Source organism: Photorhabdus caribbeanensis (genome assembly GCF_018448885.1).
GTDB classification, from domain to species: Bacteria; Pseudomonadota; Gammaproteobacteria; order Enterobacterales; family Enterobacteriaceae; genus Photorhabdus; species Photorhabdus caribbeanensis.
Window position 1 is genome coordinate 159,697 of the sequence record NZ_RCWB01000002.1, and the last position, 18,133, is coordinate 177,829.

The following is an 18,133-nucleotide window of genomic DNA, read 5'->3' on the forward strand; positions in this document are numbered from 1 at the left end:
TAAGCGTATATGCTTAGCTTTTTTTTCTTTCACTTAAATATGTAAGAACAAGAAATAGAACAACAATTACAATACTTCCTATTAAAGATGCAATCCACCATTCATCGGGGAAGAAATACACTGATACAATCCCCCATATAAAAATGGCTATAACGGACATATTTGACCAAAATAATTCTTTAATAAATACACAAAAAAGATCTTTGAACCACCTTTTACTAAATATTTTATTTTTCATATATAATCTCAATCACCCATCATATGTGCAAGTACGCGAGCAACTTCTTCTTCGCTGACCTGCTTATTCCTAAAAGTCTGATGTATTATATTTCAGGCTTTTGGTGAGTACGCAATAAGCTAAAACAACAATAACCGGCCAAATAAGTATAAGGACCGAAACCCATAATGACCAATGCCATACATTTACCACCAAAACTAAGCTACATATAAAAATAGCAATAATAAGAGGCAAAAACTTAACAAGTAGACAAAAAACGTAAAGAGATGCTATAACAGCGGCCACTTTGGCTGGAATCTCCCACAATCCAAAGTAATCACGGAAAACATAAAAATTGATCGACAATACTTGCATCATCCCAACGAAAAGAGAGTAAAACAAAATAATCGCAAAAATAATCCGGCACCACTTCATCATCTTAAACCAACCTTATAATTACTAGTCTGAATATAAATCACAACAGAGGTTGTGATTTTTTTAAATTAAGTTTTTGCTCACTTAATGAGGCAATAACAGTAGCTTGAAATATTGCGTATTTCTTTGAGTATTTTTTATTGCGCGATACGGACACACAAAACACCTCCATATTCGGTCAGAGTTAAATCGCTACATACTCCTTGCTTTGGTTGTGTGTCCTACATTCTCAATTAGGTATATCAGGATTTCTGAGGTTACTGAGTTTCTCCTTATCAAGAAGCGCTATTCTTTTAGATACGCTCTGTTCACTTGGACAAAATTGTCGTTTTCAATTGGAGGGTGATAGATACTGCTCAATCTTGCCTTTTGTCGATTCTATTATCTCGATTGATCGTAAATTAATCACGTTTGATACTGGTTTTATCAGATAAAATACAGCCAGTCAATCAGTTATGACGATCCCTAACTTGCCGAATTGTTGACACGGCATTCTGTATTGGTCAGCCTTATCTGGTTAAATTTTTTAAAATCGGATTATACGGTTGATGCTATTATTGTTCAGGTTCATAATTGGGAAAATTTTTACACCGGTTTATAAGGTGGTACGTAATGGGCCAAGAGGCATACGAAGCTATTCAGGAAAAGCGCCTAAAGCCTTGGAAAGGTGAAGAGGAAGTTCGATACATTTGGATGAAGGCGATAGAAGATGCTACTGGATTTCATTTGAATGCTGAGCGCGGGCGTAAAGACTCAAGCTATAATCACGTAATCATTGAATTCAAAGCGCCGGGTTTGTTTCGTGGCAAGAAGGATAGCGCTGGCTTCAAAAATGCCATAGAAGAACGACTTCTGCCATATATACAGTGTGAGTCAACGAAAACAGGAATTCCCGAATCTGATTTCATTGGAATAGCTATTGACGGTGAGCACATTTGTTTTGCTCAGGTCCATGGTGATCAGATTCATACTCAACACTTGATTCCCTTTTCAACCTATGCGGTCGATTTGGTGATTGACGCTTTTGTTTCCGATACGCGAAAAGCCTTAACAACTGAGAACCTATTAGCCGATTTTGGACATGGGTCAGCAAATGCCCGTGAATTTATGCAAGCTATGTCTGATGGTTTGCTTTACTACTTAAAACAGCAAGGCAACAACAAAGTTAAAATGCTTTTTGAGGAGTGGAGAACTTTGTACGGCCAAGTTGCTGATATGTCGATTTCACAAACAGAGGCTATTAACAAAGAGATTGCATTTATCTGGAATGGTTGGCCGGAAGATTCTACATCCGCACGGCTATTTGTCATTCATACTTACAATTCGATTCTCATTAAACTGTTAGCTGCCGAGATTGTATCAGCACACGGATTAACATCATCGACTCAACCTGCTCAGAGTATGTCGGCGCAAAAAGATGATGATGAGCTGGTTAATTATTTGGACTACTCTGTCGAGAAATCGGCCATTTTCAGGGAAGCGGGCATTAACGGTTTTGTCGAAGAGGCTATTTTTAGCTGGTATATTGGCCTTGCTAGAAACAAGGTTGTTCCGGCGTTACTACCTTCCTTGAGGCGGTTGCTTTCGGTTCTATCGTTATATCGGCTTGATCATTTATCTAGGACAAGGGATGTTTTGCGAGATCTATACCAAGGTCTTGTTCCTGGCAAACTCCGGCAGAGCCTTGGTGAATTCTACACCCCAGATTGGTTAGTTGATTTTACGCTTCAGAGAGCTGCTGACGACACATTATTGGAGCAGCGTGTGTTAGATCCTACCTGTGGATCTGGGGCATTCTTACTGGCGGTGATCCGTAAAAAGCGTGAGCTGGCGGCAATACAAGGATGGAGTGTGTCTAAGGTCATCAAAAACCTATGTGATAGTGTATGGGGTTTTGATTTGAACCCGCTTGCTGTTCAGACTGCTCGTGTAAATTTCCTGATGGAAATTGCAGACCTTCTCGCTGCATGCCCAGGAATGGATATTGAGGTTCCTGTACTAATGGCTGATGCCATTTATTCACCTGCGGAGATCCCCTCTGGAAAAAATAGAATTGTTGAATACAACATCGGAAGTCAGGTAGCCAAACTGAATATTCACTTGCCTGTTGAGTTAGCCTTAAACAGGGAACGTCTCGATTTTGTTTTTGAACGAATGGGCAAAGACGTTGTGCAGGGATTAGAGTTTGATAAATCCAGTCAAAAACTGATAGCAGCAAGTATAGTCACCCAAGAAGAGTTATTAAACTGGTACAAGCCACTCCGACACACCTATGATCAAGTGTTAAATCTACACAGAAAGCAATGGAACGGTATTTGGTTCCGGATTGTCAGGAACTTCTTCTGGTCAGCGGCAGCAGGTAAATTTGATTTAGTTATTGGCAATCCTCCTTGGGTTAGATGGTCAAAGCTACCTGACCTTTATCGTGAACGTGTTAAACCAACGTGTGAAGACTATGGTATTTTTTCTAAGACCAAGCGTCATGGTGGGAATGAACTTGATATATCTGCCATGATAACCTACACAGTCTCCGATAAATGGCTGGATATAGGTGGCAAACTAGCGTTTGTCATCACTGGCACACTTTTTAAGAACCCATCGTCAGCAGGTTTTAGAACATTTAAATTAGATTCACAGCGAGAGGATTCTCTTTATCTTCAACCATTGTCTGTTGATGACATGAAGGAATTGAAACCATTTGAAGATGCAAGCAATCACACGTCTGTTGCTCTGTTTCGAAAATCCATCGTCTCTGTACAATACCCCGTGGCTTACAAGGTATGGTCAGCTAATCCTGGTCACAGGAAAGCTATTAGGCCCTGCACACCTCTTGATGACGTGCTGAAAGCTATTTCTCATACGACAAAAGAAGCATTTCCGGTTGGTGATGAAGGTTCTCCGTGGGCAATTCTTGCTCCTGGGCGCTTCAACGCGATTAAATATCTATCATCACCGTGTAAATGGACTAAAGGACGGAAAGGGATCACCACGGATCTTAACGGAGTTTATTTTGTTCCAATCTTGCAAAACAACGGCGCTCTCGTTCAGATTCAAAGCCGCCCGGAGGCTGGACGGAAAGACATTGGGCCACAGAAAACTCAGTGGGTAGAGCCCAATATGCTTTATCCTTTAATTAAGGGAGCAAGTGATTTTGATGAATGTTACTTGAAACTTGATGCTCCAGACTACGATGATGTTGAACAAAGACTGTTTACGTTCGTACCAAACACAGGTATTTCAAATGCAGAGTACGAGAGTGCGGATGTACAGTTGAATTCCCCTAAGATGAAAAAAACCTTAGCATGGTTTAAAGGGTTCGAGAGACTGTTACTGGAACGTTCTACCTATCGTCGTCAAATGAAAGGCGCTCCTTACCATGCTGTTTATAATGTTGGCGATTACACCTTCAAACCATGGAAAGTGATATGGCCAGAAATGTCCTCATCGTTTTATGCAGCGGTTGCAAGCCTTCAGAATGTACCTGTTGTTGGTGAACGTGTTTATATTCCAGATCACAAAGTATACTTTGCGTCCTTTGATAACAAAGAAACAGCATATTATTTGTGCGGATTATTGAATTCATTAACTGTTCAAGAATGGATTAACAGCCACAATGTATCCATTCAAGTTGCGGATGTATTCAAACATCTATCATTACCTAATTTTGATATTACTAACACGATGCATACTAACCTTGCAGAGCTTGTTGAAGAGGCTCATCAGTGTCACGACAAAACAGAACGCCAGAAAATTATCAAGCGAATAAAATCGGTCGCGGAGGATGTTTTGATCACCTGGAGTGTAACGCTCGTAGAATAACTGACAAAGATAAGTTGGCTATTATGGCAAACATCCTTAACTGGCCTGATTATATCGTCCTGTCTGTCTCCGAACTGGAGCATGATTACCGGGTACATGTAGGGACGGCCAACCCACCTACTCACTGCATCCACTGCAAGCATCCTGAAATCGTTGGTTTTGGCCGTCGTGATGAGGTGATCATGGATACTCCTGTCAATGGCAAGCGGACAGGGATTATACTGAATCGCCGCCGCTACCGTTGTCAAATATGTTGTAAGACGTTTATGGAACCAGTACCACACAAGGATGGTAAGCGGCAAATGACTCACCGTTTGATCCAATACATTGAGCGTGAGAGTCTACGCCGCACCTTCTCCAGCGTAGCAGAGGACGTAGGTGTGGACGAAAAGACGGTTCGTAATATATTTCACGACTCCTGCGAGAGACTGGAAAAGACCTTTAATTTTGAAATGCCTAAATGGCTGGGTATTGATGAAATCCATATCATAAAACCCCGGTGTGTTATCGCCAATATCGAGCTGCAAACCATTGTTGATATGCTTGATAACAATAACAAAGCCACTGTTATGCGCTACCTAACTAAACGAAAAGATCGCTATCAGGTGCGTTATGTCGCTATGAATATGTGGCGACCATACAGAGAAGCAGTGGCTACTATGATCCCTGACGCTACGGTTATCATAGATAAGTTTCATGTTGTCCGTATGGCGAATGAGTCACTAGAAAGAGCACTAAAGGCCATCAGAAGCGGCTTGACAGCTCAGCAGCGTCGAAAACTGATGAAAAATCACTTTGTGTTGCTGAAACGTCGCCATGAGCAGACAGATGCTGAATATATGCGATTCTCTGACTGGATACTCAACTATCCCGACTTGGGTTATGCTTACGAGTTGAAAGAGTCATTTTTCGGCATATGGGACTGCAAAAATAGGTACGAGGCACAGCAAGCCTACTATGTTTGGCTTAGACAGATAACACCTGAAATGAAGGTGTATTTTGACCCACTCGTTAAAGCTATAGATAACTGGCATGATGATGTTTTTGCTTACTTCGACCACCCGATCACTAATGCTTATATAGAGAATCTGAACAATTTGATTAGAGTGGTGAACCATGTTGGTCGTGGTTACAGTTTTGAAGCATTGCGAGCTGAAATACTGTTTACTAAGGGCTTTCAGCAGAGCAAGAACCCCCACTATCAACATCAACGGATTCCTGAGCAGGCATGCGGACCAGAGTCGGAAACGTCAATAAATTACGGTGTAGATATATCAGCACTGGTAAGAGAGATAGAAATGGGGCGATTATAGCCCTGTTTCAACCATAAAATTGGGGTATCCATAAATAAGCAATAGCCTGATTTGCGAATATATCCTTACTCCAACCCAAGTTCTTTTAACTTCCGTGTAATCGTATTGCGTCCCCAACCTAGCAAGCGTGCAGCTTCTTGTTTATGGCCTTTAGTATGCTTAAGTGCACAATCAAGTAAGGTACGCTCCAATAATGGTAATGCTTCAGATAGCAGATCCTGCCGACCATTTTCTAAGGCATTTGTTGCCCACTGGGCAAGGAGCTGCGACCAGTTTTCCGGTATTGTAGTTGTAGGTGTCGTATTTGCGGGTGTGGTATTTATAGGTACGGTATTTACAGATGTTGTTGTGCCGGTTTCGGTATGATGGGGTTCAAATAATTCAGACGGCAAATCTTGTACCAGCACCTCTTGGCTTGCGGCCATCACAGTCAGCCAACGGCAGATATTTTCCAACTGGCGAACATTGCCCGGCCAAGGTAAACGCATTAAGGCCATTTCTGCGTCAGGATGGAGAATCTTGGTTTCTACGCCCAACTCTTTGGCGGTCTGTTGTAGGAAATGGCGGGTCAGGCGAGGGATATCCTCCACTCTGTCACGTAAAGGCGGTAATTGCATACGAATAACATTGAGGCGGTGATAGAGATCTTCACGGAATTTGCCTTTCTGTACTAAGCGCTCTAGATCCTGATGGGTTGCCGCGATAATCCGTACATCCACTTTCACAGGGGCATAGCCGCCAATCCGGTAGAACTGGCCTTCCGCCAATACCCGTAACAGGCGGGTTTGAATGTCCAGAGGCATATCACCAATTTCATCAAGAAACAGTGAACCACGATTGGCCTGTTCAAACCGGCCATGACGAACCTGATTAGCGCCGGTAAAAGCCCCTTTTTCATGACCAAATAACTCTGATTCAATCAAATCTTTAGGAATGGCTGCCATGTTAAGGGCAATAAATGGCTTATTAGCTCGTGGACTGTGACGATGTAGCGCATGGGCCACCAGCTCTTTTCCGGTACCGGATTCGCCATTAATCAAGACGCTGATAGAGGAGCGAGAGAGACGGCCGATAATGCGGTAAACGTCCTGCATGGCAGGCGCTTCGCCTATCATGTCTGAAACAGAGGTGATGATCTGTGGACTTTTAATTGATTGATTCTGATCGCGGGAGTGGCTAAGCGCTCGTTCCAGCAAGGCAACGGCTTCATCAATATCAAAGGGTTTTGGTAAATAATCAAAAGCCCCTTGCTGATAAGCACTGACCGCAGCATCCAAATCAGAATGGGCGGTCATGATAATGACCGGCAGTAACGGATTGCTCTGTTTGATATTATTCAGCAGGTTGAGTCCGTTCATCCCCGGCATACGGATATCCGAAATCAGTACATCAGGAGTGTTTTGGGCCAGTGCGGTCAGTGCGCTATCAGCATCTGCAAAACTGGTACATTCCATCCCCGCGTTACTTAACGCTCGCTCCAGTACCCAGCGGATTGAACTGTCATCATCGACGATCCAGATTTTTCCCTGTTGCATCGTTATCCTCTATTTCTTAATTGGTAAGTAGATAGAAAATTCTGTGTGTCCCGGCCAACTGGTAAATTCTATTTTGCCGGCGTGTTGGTCTATTAAATTGCGAGCAATGGATAAACCAAGACCTGTTCCACCTTCATGAGCACTGACCATTGGGTAAAACAAGGTGTCCTGAATTTGTGGCGGGATACCTGGCCCGTTATCTTCTACGTCAATTCTGGCAGCCAGACGATAGCGCTTGCCATGCAAGGTAATTTGAAAAGCAGTACGAGTGCGGAGGGTAATAGTCCCTCCCTGTTTTCCTAGCGCTTGCAAGGCATTACGGCTGATATTCAGTAACACCTGTTCAATTTGATCAGGATAGTGGGCCAGTTCTGGCAAACTGGGATCGTAATCTTTTACCAGTGTGACGTTATCCGGCATTTCTAGCGAGACTAGCTGAGAAACCCGTTCAGCAACATAATGAATGCTCTGCTTAATTCGTTCACCCGGATGCTGTGGGCCAAGCAATCTGTCTACCAGATGGCGCAATCGGTCGGCTTGTTCAATAATCACTTGGGTGTATTCCCGCAAAGCAGGATCAGGCAGTGCTTTTGCAAGTAATTGCGCGGCTCCCCTCAATCCACCAAGGGGGTTTTTGATTTCATGTGCCAGCCCCCGAACCAATTCCCGTGCGGCTATCTGCTGAGCTTGTTGTACCTGCTCTTGGCTTAACCGGCGTTGACTATCCATAGGCGCCAGTTCCAGCAAGATGAATTGCTCGGAAATCGGTTGGGCACTGAGCGACATAATGTGAAAGCGGTTATCAACGACTAATGTTACTTCGTTATCAGTGAAACTCTGGCCGCTCACCAGACTAGAGCGCATTAATTCTGTATCCAGTGAAAAATAGCTAAACAGCACTGGAAGAGGTGTACCGAATAGTTTACGGGTACTCTGAGCAAATAATTGCAGTGCTGCATGGTTGGCATAACAGATGACAAGATCTGTATCCAATACCAGTACACTGTTAATGAGTGAATTTAATATTTGCCCGCTGTCGGGCAGATTTTCCGTTTTCATCCACACTCCTGCACCTTTTTGGTGCACTTTATCATGTTCGAGCATGAAACCCAGTCAAAGCCTGAAATTTAAATAGCAGGAAAAGGGCCCATCCGAAGATGGGCTAAAGGTTTCACGGCAACAAAAAATGATCAGCGGAAACGGCGCTGCTAATTACACACTGTAATAGAGTTCAAACTCCAGTGGATGCGGTGTCAGACGGACACGTTCTATTTCACTGTTTTTCAAGTCAATATAAGCATCAATAGCGTCATCGGTGAATACACCGCCACGGGTCAAGAATTCGCGATCGGCATCCAATGCTGCCAGTGCTTCCTCCAGAGAAGCAGCGACAGTAGGGATCTCTTTGGCTTCTTCCGGTGGCAGGTCATACAGGTTTTTATCCATTGCATCACCGGGATGGATTTTGTTGATGATGCCGTCAAGGCCAGCCATCAACTGAGCGGCGAACGCCAGATAAGGGTTTGCCGCCGGATCAGGGAAACGTATTTCAATACGGCGAGCTTTAGTGCTGGCAACAACGGGAATACGGATAGATGCCGAACGGTTACGGGCGGAGTAGGCCAGCATAACCGGTGCTTCATAGCCCGGAACCAAACGTTTATAAGAGTTGGTTGTCGGGTTGGTAAACGCATTCAGTGCGCGAGCATGTTTGATAATACCGCCAATGTAGAATAGCGCCAGTTCAGACAGACCACCGTATTTGTCACCGGCAAACAAGTTAGTGCCGTTTTTGGACAGAGACATATGGCAGTGCATTCCCGAACCATTATCACCGACCAGAGGTTTTGGCATAAAGGTGGCGGTTTTGCCGAAATTGTGTGCGACATTATGTACGACGTATTTGTAAATCTGGGTTTCGTCAGCTTTCTTGGTCATGGTGTTAAAGCGAGTCGCGATTTCATTTTGACCTGCTGTTCCCACTTCATGATGGTGAGCTTCCACAACCAACCCCATCTCTTCCATTGTCAGGCACATCGCTGAACGTAAATCCTGAGAGGAATCAACGGGAGGCAGCGGTGCATAACCGCCTTTTACCGCAGGCCGATGGCCTTTGTTCCCGCCTTCGTATTGCGTCCCGGAATTCCATGCAGCTTCGATATCATCGATGTGATAGTAAGAATGAGACATGGCGCTGCTGAAGCGTACATCATCAAACAGGAAAAACTCAGGTTCTGGTCCGCACAGGACCGTATCTGCAATTCCGCTTGAACGCAGGAAGTTTTCAGCACGTTTGGAGATGGAACGGGGATCGCGGTCGTAGCCTTGCATGGTGCCTGGCTCCAGAATGTCACAACGTAGAATGAGTGTGGCATCGTCAAAGAAGGGATCAAGCATGGCGGTGCTGGTATCTGGCATTAGCACCATGTCAGATTCGTTAATCCCTTTCCAACCGCTAATTGAAGATCCGTCAAACATTTTGCCATCTTCAAAGAAGTCTGCATTAACCTGATGAGCAGGAATGGTCATATGTTGTTCTTTGCCTTTAGTATCAGTGAAACGCAAATCAATAAACTTCACCTGATGCTCTTCAATCATGGTTAAAACATGTTCAACGGACATACTCGGTTTCTCCTGGTTTGTGTTGGCCTTGATAAAATTGTCGTGATTAAGACTAAAGAAAACACAATCACATCGTTTTACTTTAACAAGGTTATATTACACGTTTGCGAACTTATAGTTGTCAAAGTCAAATTAGTTGTAAAAATCAATTCAATCACGAAAAACGTTTGCGAAAAGCATGCCAACTTTTTAACGCCTTGCAATATACTGTGTCGTGGGTATCCCGGTGATGGGATACCGGAATATTGGGGGGAATTGCACTATATTAGTGCAATTGTATAACTGAAACGCACAATGTTAGTGCGTTTATGTCAAAAATGCGTCTATTTATGGGCGTGAAAGGGATCACAATTTCATTTTTATCAAGTTGTTAAGCATAGATTATTGTGATCCTGTTTAGTCCTTCGACCAATGTGTGTACAATAGCGCGCCATTTCTATAAATGCCTGAGGCAAAGTTTGTGATCGAAAAATTGCGTAATATCGCCATTATCGCGCACGTTGACCACGGTAAAACGACCCTGGTTGACAAGCTGCTGCAACAATCCGGTACTTTCGGCGACCGTGCGACAGCGACAGAGCGTGTGATGGACTCCAATGATCTGGAGAAAGAGCGTGGAATTACTATCCTCGCAAAAAATACCGCCATTAAATGGAATGACTACCGTATTAATATCGTAGATACTCCGGGACATGCCGATTTCGGCGGTGAAGTAGAACGTGTTATGTCTATGGTTGACAGCGTACTGTTGCTGGTCGATGCGATGGACGGGCCAATGCCTCAGACCCGTTTTGTGACACAAAAAGCGTTCGCTCATGGTTTGAAACCGATTGTGGTTATTAACAAAGTTGACCGTCCTGGCGCACGTCCTGATTGGGTTGTGGATCAGGTGTTTGACCTGTTTGTTAACCTGGGGGCGACGGATGAACAACTGGACTTCCCTATTATCTATGCATCAGCATTGATGGGAATTGCCGGTACTGATCATGAAGATATGGCGGAAGATATGACGCCGTTGTATCAAGCGATTGTCGATCATGTAGAGCCGCCAAAAGTTGACCTGAATGGCGCATTCCAGATGCAGATTTCTCAGCTTGACTACAATAACTATGTTGGTGTTATCGGTATTGGTCGTATCAAGCGTGGTACTGTTAAGCCAAACCAGAACGTCACGATTATTGATAGCGAAGGTAAAACCCGGAACGGTAAAATCGGTAAGGTACTGGGCCACTTAGGGTTGGAGCGTATTGAGAGTGAGCAAGCGGAAGCGGGCGACATCGTTGCGATTACCGGCCTGGGTGAGCTGAATATCTCCGATACGTTGTGTGATACGAATACTGTCGAAGCGCTACCGCCGCTGGCGGTTGATGAGCCGACAGTGAGCATGTATTTCTGTGTTAACACCTCCCCTTTCTGTGGACGTGAAGGCAAATATGTCACCTCACGCCAAATCCTTGAGCGTTTGAAGAAAGAGTTGGTTCACAATGTCGCCCTGCGTGTTGAAGAAACAGAAGATCCGGATGCGTTCCGTGTTTCTGGCCGTGGTGAATTGCACTTATCTGTTCTGATTGAGAACATGCGCCGTGAAGGTTTTGAACTGGCGGTATCCCGTCCGAAAGTTATCTTCCGTGAGATCGATGGGCGCAAACAAGAACCTTTCGAGCAAGTGACTCTGGATATTGAAGAGCAGCATCAGGGAGATGTGATGCAGGCGTTGGGTGAGCGTAAAGCGGATCTGCGCGATATGCTGCCAGACGGTAAAGGCCGTGTGCGCCTTGATTATGTTATTCCAAGCCGTGGTCTGATTGGCTTCCGTACTGAGTTCCTGACGATGACTTCCGGTACCGGTCTGCTGTATGCAACATTCAGCCACTATGATGATATTCGTCCGGGTGAAATCGGCCGCCGTCAGAACGGCGTGATGATTTCCAATGGTCAAGGTAAAGCGGTTGCTTATGCGCTTTACAGCTTGCAGGATCGCGGTAAGTTGTTCCTTGGTCATGGCGCGGAAGTGTATGAAGGCCAGGTGATCGGTATTCATTCTCGTTCTAATGATCTGACAGTTAACTGTCTGACAGGTAAGAAGCTGACTAACGTCCGTGCATCTGGTACTGACGAAGCGACAACCTTGTCTCCACATATTAAGAAAACCCTGGAGCAGGCTCTGGAGTTTATTGATGATGACGAGCTGGTGGAAGTGACCCCGGTGTCTATTCGCCTGCGTAAACGCCATCTGACGGAAAACGAACGCCGTCGGGCGTATCGCAGTAAAGAAGCATAATCATTCCTGCAATACCCATGCTTAGGGCGCCAATGGCGCCCTGAGTTTTTTGGGTGTTATCTGTTCGAATTGAACAAATCTAAGATTATTTACCGAGCAATTGATAGAACGTTGGGTTGTCATCACACTGCCCACCGCCACACTCCAAAATAGTGGAGATTAAATTTGCGGTAATTAATATGACAAATAATCCGATAATAATCTGACCGATAACCGACTTGTTTGGTTTTGCTTCAGTTGTTTTTTCCAGGCTTTTTGATATCAGCATGACGGATATGCCGATAATCGCAATAACTGAGCAGATAAGGGCCCAAGTATAGAAATGCAGACCCAAAAATGCGGAACCATAACCGAGATCACCGGGTGTGATGTGTAAAAACACTTGCCGGATCGCAATAATGCCAGTCACGATACAGCCGATAAGCGATAAGCCATAATGCGCGCTTTTGATACCAAAACGCAGATTAAACAGGAAACCAAACCCTATTATGATCATGCCTGCTCGCTGTAGCAGACATAATGGACAAGGGAGTTCTGAAAGGACCAATTGATAATAGAAGGCAAAGGTTAAAGCAGCGCTGATCGCAAATAACCCAATGAGGTTAAATACCATGCCGTAGCTGAGCTGTTGTTTTGTGGCTAATACCTGATTCATCAGATTGTCTCCCGTTAAAAAGATAGATTTAACGAATCAGTTGCATGATGGATAAACCAAGCTACAGTCGTCACCGAAAGAAGAGCCCATAGGGTATAACTGGTTTTATACTTGCCATATAGGGTGGTGATAACCGCAAATAATGCGAGTAAAAAAGGTAAAAACATATACATGGTTGATTCTCCAGTTTTCTAAAAACATTCAAGACCTTTCCCTTGTGGTTCTGGGGAGGGAATTCATCGAACTCAGTTTAGGATCGTTTACTTCGATACCAGCGATCAATTATCCAAAGGCGAGTTATCCATTAAAAGAGACGCTCTGGCGCCATTTAATGGGAGTCACTCTCTTTGGTATCGCATTTGAAAACGTACAAACCTACATTTATTAAAGCAAAGTTTTAGTATTCGAATGGTGTATGATTTAACTCACTATTCGTAGTGTGCTGCTAATAACAATTGTAGTCAATCTTGTTTATGTCCGCCACCATTCAGAAGGGTGAGCGTGATTATCATTTGGCAAGAGTTTCAATGAGTTGTTTTTTATTTAATAGTTAAGCAGGAAACGATTAGAAACGGCGAATCGTATCTCAGCTTGGAAACTTTCCAATTTAATGACTATTATTAACCTCCCTATCCCCAGATGAATTCTTTTTCATTGTTTGTCACCATAATGGGCGCCGAGCTTTCATAAAGAAGCTATCCCAGACATTCTCTATGGGGAAATGGCATTTTCTTCACTAATTTTTCTGATCGTAACGCTTAAATGATCAATATTCATGTGATATTTCGTCTGCTATTTGCCAGAGAAATAAATGTTTCTTATCACGATAAAGGAGAGCGGCTATTAAAGCCCCCCAACTTTTTATCGTGAGGGGCTGCTGTGATATTTAATATCTTCTTAGGTTTTTACTCATTTAATGCTTCAGCTTTTATATTATCAGAAGCGGATTGAGAGCGGACTTTCGCGAAGAAGACAATTGTAACAACCACCATTGCGGCCAGGCCGATAACAACGGAGATATTCCAGTTTAGCGCAAAACCTTCTGGCGCAAATGCCAGATAGGTGAAGCACACTGCGGTCATAAACATGGCTGGCAGGGTGGTAATCCAATGGAACTTATTGCGGCGCAGCAGCCATGCGGAGGCCGCCCATAACATAACCATTGCTGTAGTCTGGTTTGCCCAACCGAAATAACGCCAAATGATATTGAAGTCAGTTTTGGTAATCAGATAACCGACAATAAACATTGGTACACTTAACAACAGACGTTTAGTCATTTGTTGTTGAGGAATATTCAAGAATTCAGCAATAATCAGCCGGGCAGAACGGAACGCGGTATCGCCAGAAGTAATTGGTAAAATCACCACGCCGAGGATTGCCAGAATACCGCCGACAGTACCTAATAAAGAAGTGGACACTTCGTGAACAACCAGAGAGGCCGTACCCTGATCAATCACAGCCTGTAATGCGTTAGTATCTTCATAGAAACTCAGGCCCAATGTACACCAGATCAGCGCGATAATACCTTCACCAATCATTGCGCCGTAGAAAACGAAGCGACCATTTTTTTCATTCTGCATACAACGCGCCATCAGCGGAGACTGAGTGGCGTGAAAACCTGAAATAGCACCACAGGCAATTGTAACAAACAGCAATGGCCAGACAGGCAGATCTTTCGGGTTAAAGTTAGTGGTGAAATCCAATCCTTGTGAATAGAAAGGTTTATCGCTCATCGCTAAACCAACCATCAGGGCGACAGACATAAACAGCAGTAATGCACCAAACAGTGGGTAAAGGCGACCGATGATTTTATCAATAGGCACTAGCGTTGCGAGAATATAGTAAGCAAAGATAATACCGACCCAGATAGCAATGTTATCCCAACCCATAGCCTCTTTCAGCAAGTTGTTCAGTAAGCCCGCTGGACTCAAAACAAAGACGACGCCAACTAGCATCAGCAGAATAACCGCAAATATATTCATGAAATGCTTCATGGTTCTGCCCAGTTCGTTACCAACGATAACGGGCACGGATGCGCCGCGGGCACGTACACTGAGCATACCGGAGAAGTAATCATGTACGGCGCCGGCAAAGATACAGCCGAATACAATCCACAGCATGGCAAGCGGGCCATAGAGGGCGCCAAGAATCGGGCCGAAAATCGGACCAACGCCAGCGATATTCAGTAACTGAATTAACCAGACTTTTGGGGTGGACATAGCAACATAATCAACACCATCAGCCATAGAAAGGGCGGGGGTTTTTCTTTCTGGTCGAATCGTGAAGATCTTTTCGACAATCTTGCCATAGATGAAATATCCAGCCAGAAGAAGGCCGATACAGAGGAGGAACCACAACATAAATATAACACCTTACTCGACTTTTTTAATCTGGGTGCTACTTTATCGTTTCGTAAGAAAAATACCGTGAAGTGATTCGCTTTTTACTGGTCCGTACTGTTTTCTAATTGAAAATACGATTAAAGTAAAAAGTTATTAATTAGCCAGGGGGTAATTATGTTATATATCTTCGATATGGGTAATGTGATTATTGAGATTGATTTTAAAAGAGTTTTAGCGGTATGGAGTAATTTGAGCGGGACGCCTCTTGCGACTTTGACTAAAAGTTTCTCTATGGGAGAAACGTTTGAAAAACATGAGCGTGGTCAAATTACTGATCTGGAATTCGCTGATACTTTATGTCAGGAAATGAATATTTCACTCAGTTTTGAGCAGTTTGCTACCGGATGGCATGCTATCTTTATTGATATTCGGCCTGAAATCATTCAAATAATGAAGAAATTACGTGAAGCGGGACACCGGGTTGTGGTGTTATCCAACACCAACCGTTTACACCTGGATTACTGGCCGCATAATTATCCTGAAATTGCGGCATCCGCTGATTACCTCTATTTGTCGCAGGATTTGGCAATGCGTAAGCCTGAACCCGATATTTTCAAATATGTGCTTGAGACAGAAGGTTTTTCACCGGATCAATCCGTGTTTTTTGACGATGTGCTGGAAAATGTGGAAGCAGCCAGGGCGTTAGGAATCAACAGCATTCATGTTGTTGATAGGCAGACAGTGCCAGATTATTTCGAAGCAAGCGGTTTTCTGAACAAAATGAAGGATTGAACGGATAATAGAGGATAGTGTGCTGATGCGACTATCTGAATAAAGGAAAAATATGATCGCGTTAATCCAGCGGGTAACACAGGCAAATGTTGTTGTTAAGAACGAAGTAGTTGGGGAAATTGGTCACGGCTTGCTGGTGTTGCTAGGCGTTGAGAAAGGAGATGATCAACAGAAAGCAAAACGGTTGTGTGAGAAGGTGATAGGGTATCGGATATTCAGTGATGAACAGGACAAAATGAACTTGAACATCCAACAAATCGGAGGCAGTTTGCTGGTTGTCTCCCAGTTTACACTGGCTGCCGATACTCAAAAGGGCATGCGACCCAGTTTTTCTGGTGGCGCTGCCCCAGATAAGGCCGATGAATTATATCGCTATTTTGTTGAACAATGCCGCCAAAGTGGTGTAAAAACAGAAGTCGGGCGGTTTGCTGCCGATATGAAAGTCAGCCTGACAAACGATGGGCCAGTCACTTTCTGGTTGCAGGTCTAGCAACCAAAAATAGCCAGTAGAACGCAACCATCCCCGATTAAACATCATGAGCAAAAGAAAGGGGCAGTTTCTATGTATCATCTGCGAGTACCTGAAACAGAACAAGAACTGGAAGCATATTATCGATTTCGTTGGGAAATGTTGCGAAAGCCATTGCATCAGCCTGTAGGCTCTGAGAAAGATGGTTATGACACGATGGCTCATCACCAGATGGTTGTGGATGAGAAAGGGAACCCAGTGGCGGTAGGGCGTTTATATATCAATGCGGATAGTGAAGGGGCAATCCGCTTTCTGGCAGTGCATCCCAACGTGCAAGGTAGAGGGTTAGGAAAATTAATCGCAATGGCCTTGGAATCTGTTGCCCGTCAGGAGGGTGTTAAACGGGTCGTGTGTAGTGCTCGTGAACATGCGGTGGAGTTTTTTAGTAAATTGGGGTTTGAAAACCGTGGGCCAATTACCAGCCCACAGACGACACCCGTTCGCCATTTTCTGATGATAAAGCCGGTTGCAACACTTGATGATATTCTTCACCGGCCAGATTGGTGCAACGAACTGCAACAGGCTTGGTACAAACATATTCCCCTTAGTGAAAAAATGGGGGTACGAATTTCTCAGTATACCGGTCAGAGCTTTATTACCACCATGCCGGAAGCCGGGAATCAAAATCCTCACCAAACTATCTTTGCTGGCAGTCTATTTTCTCTGGCAACCCTGACCGGTTGGGGGTTGATCTGGCTGTTGTTGCAGGAACGTCAACTAGGTGGTGATATCATTCTGGCTGATGCCGATATTCGTTACAAAAAACCGGTTGTCGGCAGGCCAAAATCTGTTGCCGATCTTAAAAATATGAGCGGTGATTTGGCTCGTTTGGCGCAAGGCAGTAAAGCGAGAGTGAAGCTGGATGTGATTGTCAGCGGCGATCAGGGAATCGGTGCGGTATTTACTGGCACCTATATGGTATTGCCGAATGCTTATACGGCTATCGCTTAGATTTTTCAGTGGCATTAAATATGCCACTGGTAGTATTTTTCATATCACCAGTAGCAATAATAAGAGTCGTTTTTATAAAATTAAGCTTCGTTGAGTACACGCAACATAAAGTCATCAAGTTTAGTGCGGAAATTGGCTATATTGCGCCATGTATATTGGGTATGTTCAGGCGAAAGTTTAACTTCACCTGTGCATATGACATTAAAATTTATCTGGAGGCATCGAGTCTCCTTAATAGAATATTCCACAGCACTGAGAAAACCAATAACATCCTCAAGAAATAACCCGGTCTCCTCTTCTATTTCACGAGATAGGGCTTGTAATAGATTTTCTCCTTTTTCTACACCTCCGGAAGGAATTTCCCACAGATTTGGCGGGGATTCATCAGGAGCTCGTTGTAAGAACAGAATATTACTATTTTGGTCTCTGATGATGCCGCCGACAACAATACGGTCATAATTTTGTAGCTTGTTTTCAATAGATTCAGGCAGTATACACGTCATTTTTTGTACCTTGTCACAACTTCAATGGGCAAAATTAATTGCATTTTTAACGTATCGGTATTAATACGGATTTTTGATCGGATATTTTATTAATGGATTGAAATGGGAAATAATCATTATAAAGTTGAATCGGGCACAT

Annotated in this window: 14 protein-coding genes; 6 read left to right on the forward strand and 8 right to left on the reverse strand. The window is 43.9% G+C overall.

Annotation, left to right across the window (positions count from 1 at the left end):
- Window positions 1-13: 13 nt before the first annotated feature.
- A complete protein-coding gene (locus EAE90_RS02660; protein ID WP_214052164.1) occupies window positions 14-238 on the reverse strand; it encodes a hypothetical protein in 225 nt (74 codons plus the stop codon).
- A 1,026-nt stretch (window positions 239-1,264) separates the two neighbouring features.
- Between EAE90_RS02660 and EAE90_RS02665 the strand changes: the two genes are divergently transcribed.
- Together EAE90_RS02665 and EAE90_RS02670 are read left to right on the forward strand one after the other, a co-directional pair.
- Window positions 1,265-4,471, forward strand: coding sequence for an Eco57I restriction-modification methylase domain-containing protein (locus EAE90_RS02665; protein WP_214052165.1), 3,207 nt, complete (start codon window positions 1,265-1,267; stop codon window positions 4,469-4,471).
- Between the two features lie 23 nt (window positions 4,472-4,494).
- The gene (locus EAE90_RS02670) at window positions 4,495-5,784 is read left to right on the forward strand and encodes an ISL3 family transposase (protein ID WP_036778447.1); all 1,290 of its coding nucleotides are present in this window, start codon (window positions 4,495-4,497) and stop codon (window positions 5,782-5,784) included.
- Window positions 5,785-5,849: 65 nt separating this feature from the next.
- On the opposite strand, the gene glnG is transcribed toward EAE90_RS02670, so the two are convergent.
- The 3 genes from glnG to glnA all read right to left on the reverse strand — a co-directional run bounded on the left by glnG (window position 5,850) and on the right by glnA (window position 9,941).
- Window positions 5,850-7,319 (reverse strand): nitrogen regulation protein NR(I), encoded by a 1,470-nt coding sequence (glnG, locus tag EAE90_RS02675; protein WP_214052166.1) that lies wholly within the window; start codon window positions 7,317-7,319, stop codon window positions 5,850-5,852.
- A gap of 9 nt (window positions 7,320-7,328) precedes the next feature.
- A complete protein-coding gene (gene glnL / locus EAE90_RS02680; protein WP_214052167.1) occupies window positions 7,329-8,378 on the reverse strand; it encodes a nitrogen regulation protein NR(II) in 1,050 nt (349 codons plus the stop codon).
- 153 nt (window positions 8,379-8,531) lie between these two features.
- Window positions 8,532-9,941, reverse strand: coding sequence for a glutamate--ammonia ligase (gene glnA, locus EAE90_RS02685; RefSeq protein ID WP_214052168.1), 1,410 nt, complete (start codon window positions 9,939-9,941; stop codon window positions 8,532-8,534).
- Between the two features lie 442 nt (window positions 9,942-10,383).
- Here glnA and typA point away from each other — a divergent pair, with 442 nt between their 5' ends.
- Window positions 10,384-12,222, forward strand: coding sequence for a ribosome-dependent GTPase TypA (gene typA / locus EAE90_RS02690; protein WP_214052169.1), 1,839 nt, complete (start codon window positions 10,384-10,386; stop codon window positions 12,220-12,222).
- Window positions 12,223-12,307: 85 nt separating this feature from the next.
- On the opposite strand, the gene EAE90_RS02695 is transcribed toward typA, so the two are convergent.
- From EAE90_RS02695 to EAE90_RS02700, 3 genes are all read right to left on the reverse strand, one after another.
- Window positions 12,308-12,877 carry a disulfide bond formation protein B gene (locus EAE90_RS02695; RefSeq protein ID WP_049584008.1) on the reverse strand — a complete coding sequence of 190 codons (570 nt, stop codon included), beginning with the start codon at window positions 12,875-12,877 and terminating at the stop codon, window positions 12,308-12,310.
- Window positions 12,878-12,891: 14 nt separating this feature from the next.
- Window positions 12,892-13,050 carry a DUF5993 family protein gene (locus tag EAE90_RS23600; RefSeq protein ID WP_312023674.1) on the reverse strand — a complete coding sequence of 53 codons (159 nt, stop codon included), beginning with the start codon at window positions 13,048-13,050 and terminating at the stop codon, window positions 12,892-12,894.
- Between the two features lie 732 nt (window positions 13,051-13,782).
- Window positions 13,783-15,237 carry a carbon starvation CstA family protein gene (locus tag EAE90_RS02700; protein ID WP_214052170.1) on the reverse strand — a complete coding sequence of 485 codons (1,455 nt, stop codon included), beginning with the start codon at window positions 15,235-15,237 and terminating at the stop codon, window positions 13,783-13,785.
- Window positions 15,238-15,393: 156 nt separating this feature from the next.
- On the opposite strand from EAE90_RS02700, the gene yihX reads away from it, so the two are divergent.
- The 3 genes from yihX to fabY all read left to right on the forward strand — a co-directional run bounded on the left by yihX (window position 15,394) and on the right by fabY (window position 17,491).
- Complete coding sequence (gene yihX, locus EAE90_RS02705; protein WP_214052171.1) at window positions 15,394-16,011, forward strand: glucose-1-phosphatase; 618 nt, start codon at window positions 15,394-15,396, stop codon at window positions 16,009-16,011.
- Between the two features lie 52 nt (window positions 16,012-16,063).
- Entirely contained in the window at window positions 16,064-16,501 is a 438-nt protein-coding gene (gene dtd, locus EAE90_RS02710) for a D-aminoacyl-tRNA deacylase (protein ID WP_214052172.1), read from the forward strand.
- Between the two features lie 72 nt (window positions 16,502-16,573).
- Window positions 16,574-17,491: a fatty acid biosynthesis protein FabY gene (fabY, locus tag EAE90_RS02715; RefSeq protein WP_046394769.1), complete on the forward strand. Its 918-nt coding sequence runs from the start codon at window positions 16,574-16,576 to the stop codon at window positions 17,489-17,491.
- 80 nt (window positions 17,492-17,571) lie between these two features.
- Here fabY and EAE90_RS02720 read toward each other — a convergent pair whose 3' ends face one another.
- Window positions 17,572-17,994, reverse strand: coding sequence for an NUDIX hydrolase (locus EAE90_RS02720; RefSeq protein WP_214052173.1), 423 nt, complete (start codon window positions 17,992-17,994; stop codon window positions 17,572-17,574).
- Window positions 17,995-18,133: the final 139 nt, after the last annotated feature.

Bases quoted from the DNA above. Each gene is read 5' to 3' on its own strand.
- glnG (WP_214052166.1), bottom strand. From the start codon at position 7,319: ATGCAACAGGGAAAAATCTGGATCGTCGATGATGACAGTTCAATCCGC.
- EAE90_RS02700 (WP_214052170.1), bottom strand. From the start codon at position 15,237: ATGTTGTGGTTCCTCCTCTGTATCGGCCTTCTTCTGGCTGGATATTTC.
- typA (WP_214052169.1), top strand. From the start codon at position 10,384: ATGCCTGAGGCAAAGTTTGTGATCGAAAAATTGCGTAATATCGCCATT.
- fabY (WP_046394769.1), top strand. From the start codon at position 16,574: ATGTATCATCTGCGAGTACCTGAAACAGAACAAGAACTGGAAGCATAT.
- EAE90_RS02670 (WP_036778447.1), top strand. From the start codon at position 4,495: ATGGCAAACATCCTTAACTGGCCTGATTATATCGTCCTGTCTGTCTCC.
- EAE90_RS02665 (WP_214052165.1), top strand. From the start codon at position 1,265: ATGGGCCAAGAGGCATACGAAGCTATTCAGGAAAAGCGCCTAAAGCCT.
- glnA (WP_214052168.1), bottom strand. From the start codon at position 9,941: ATGTCCGTTGAACATGTTTTAACCATGATTGAAGAGCATCAGGTGAAG.
- yihX (WP_214052171.1), top strand. From the start codon at position 15,394: ATGTTATATATCTTCGATATGGGTAATGTGATTATTGAGATTGATTTT.
- EAE90_RS02720 (WP_214052173.1), bottom strand. From the start codon at position 17,994: ATGACGTGTATACTGCCTGAATCTATTGAAAACAAGCTACAAAATTAT.
- EAE90_RS02695 (WP_049584008.1), bottom strand. From the start codon at position 12,877: ATGAATCAGGTATTAGCCACAAAACAACAGCTCAGCTACGGCATGGTA.
- dtd (WP_214052172.1), top strand. From the start codon at position 16,064: ATGATCGCGTTAATCCAGCGGGTAACACAGGCAAATGTTGTTGTTAAG.
- glnL (WP_214052167.1), bottom strand. From the start codon at position 8,378: ATGAAAACGGAAAATCTGCCCGACAGCGGGCAAATATTAAATTCACTC.
- EAE90_RS23600 (WP_312023674.1), bottom strand. From the start codon at position 13,050: ATGTATATGTTTTTACCTTTTTTACTCGCATTATTTGCGGTTATCACC.
- EAE90_RS02660 (WP_214052164.1), bottom strand. From the start codon at position 238: ATGAAAAATAAAATATTTAGTAAAAGGTGGTTCAAAGATCTTTTTTGT.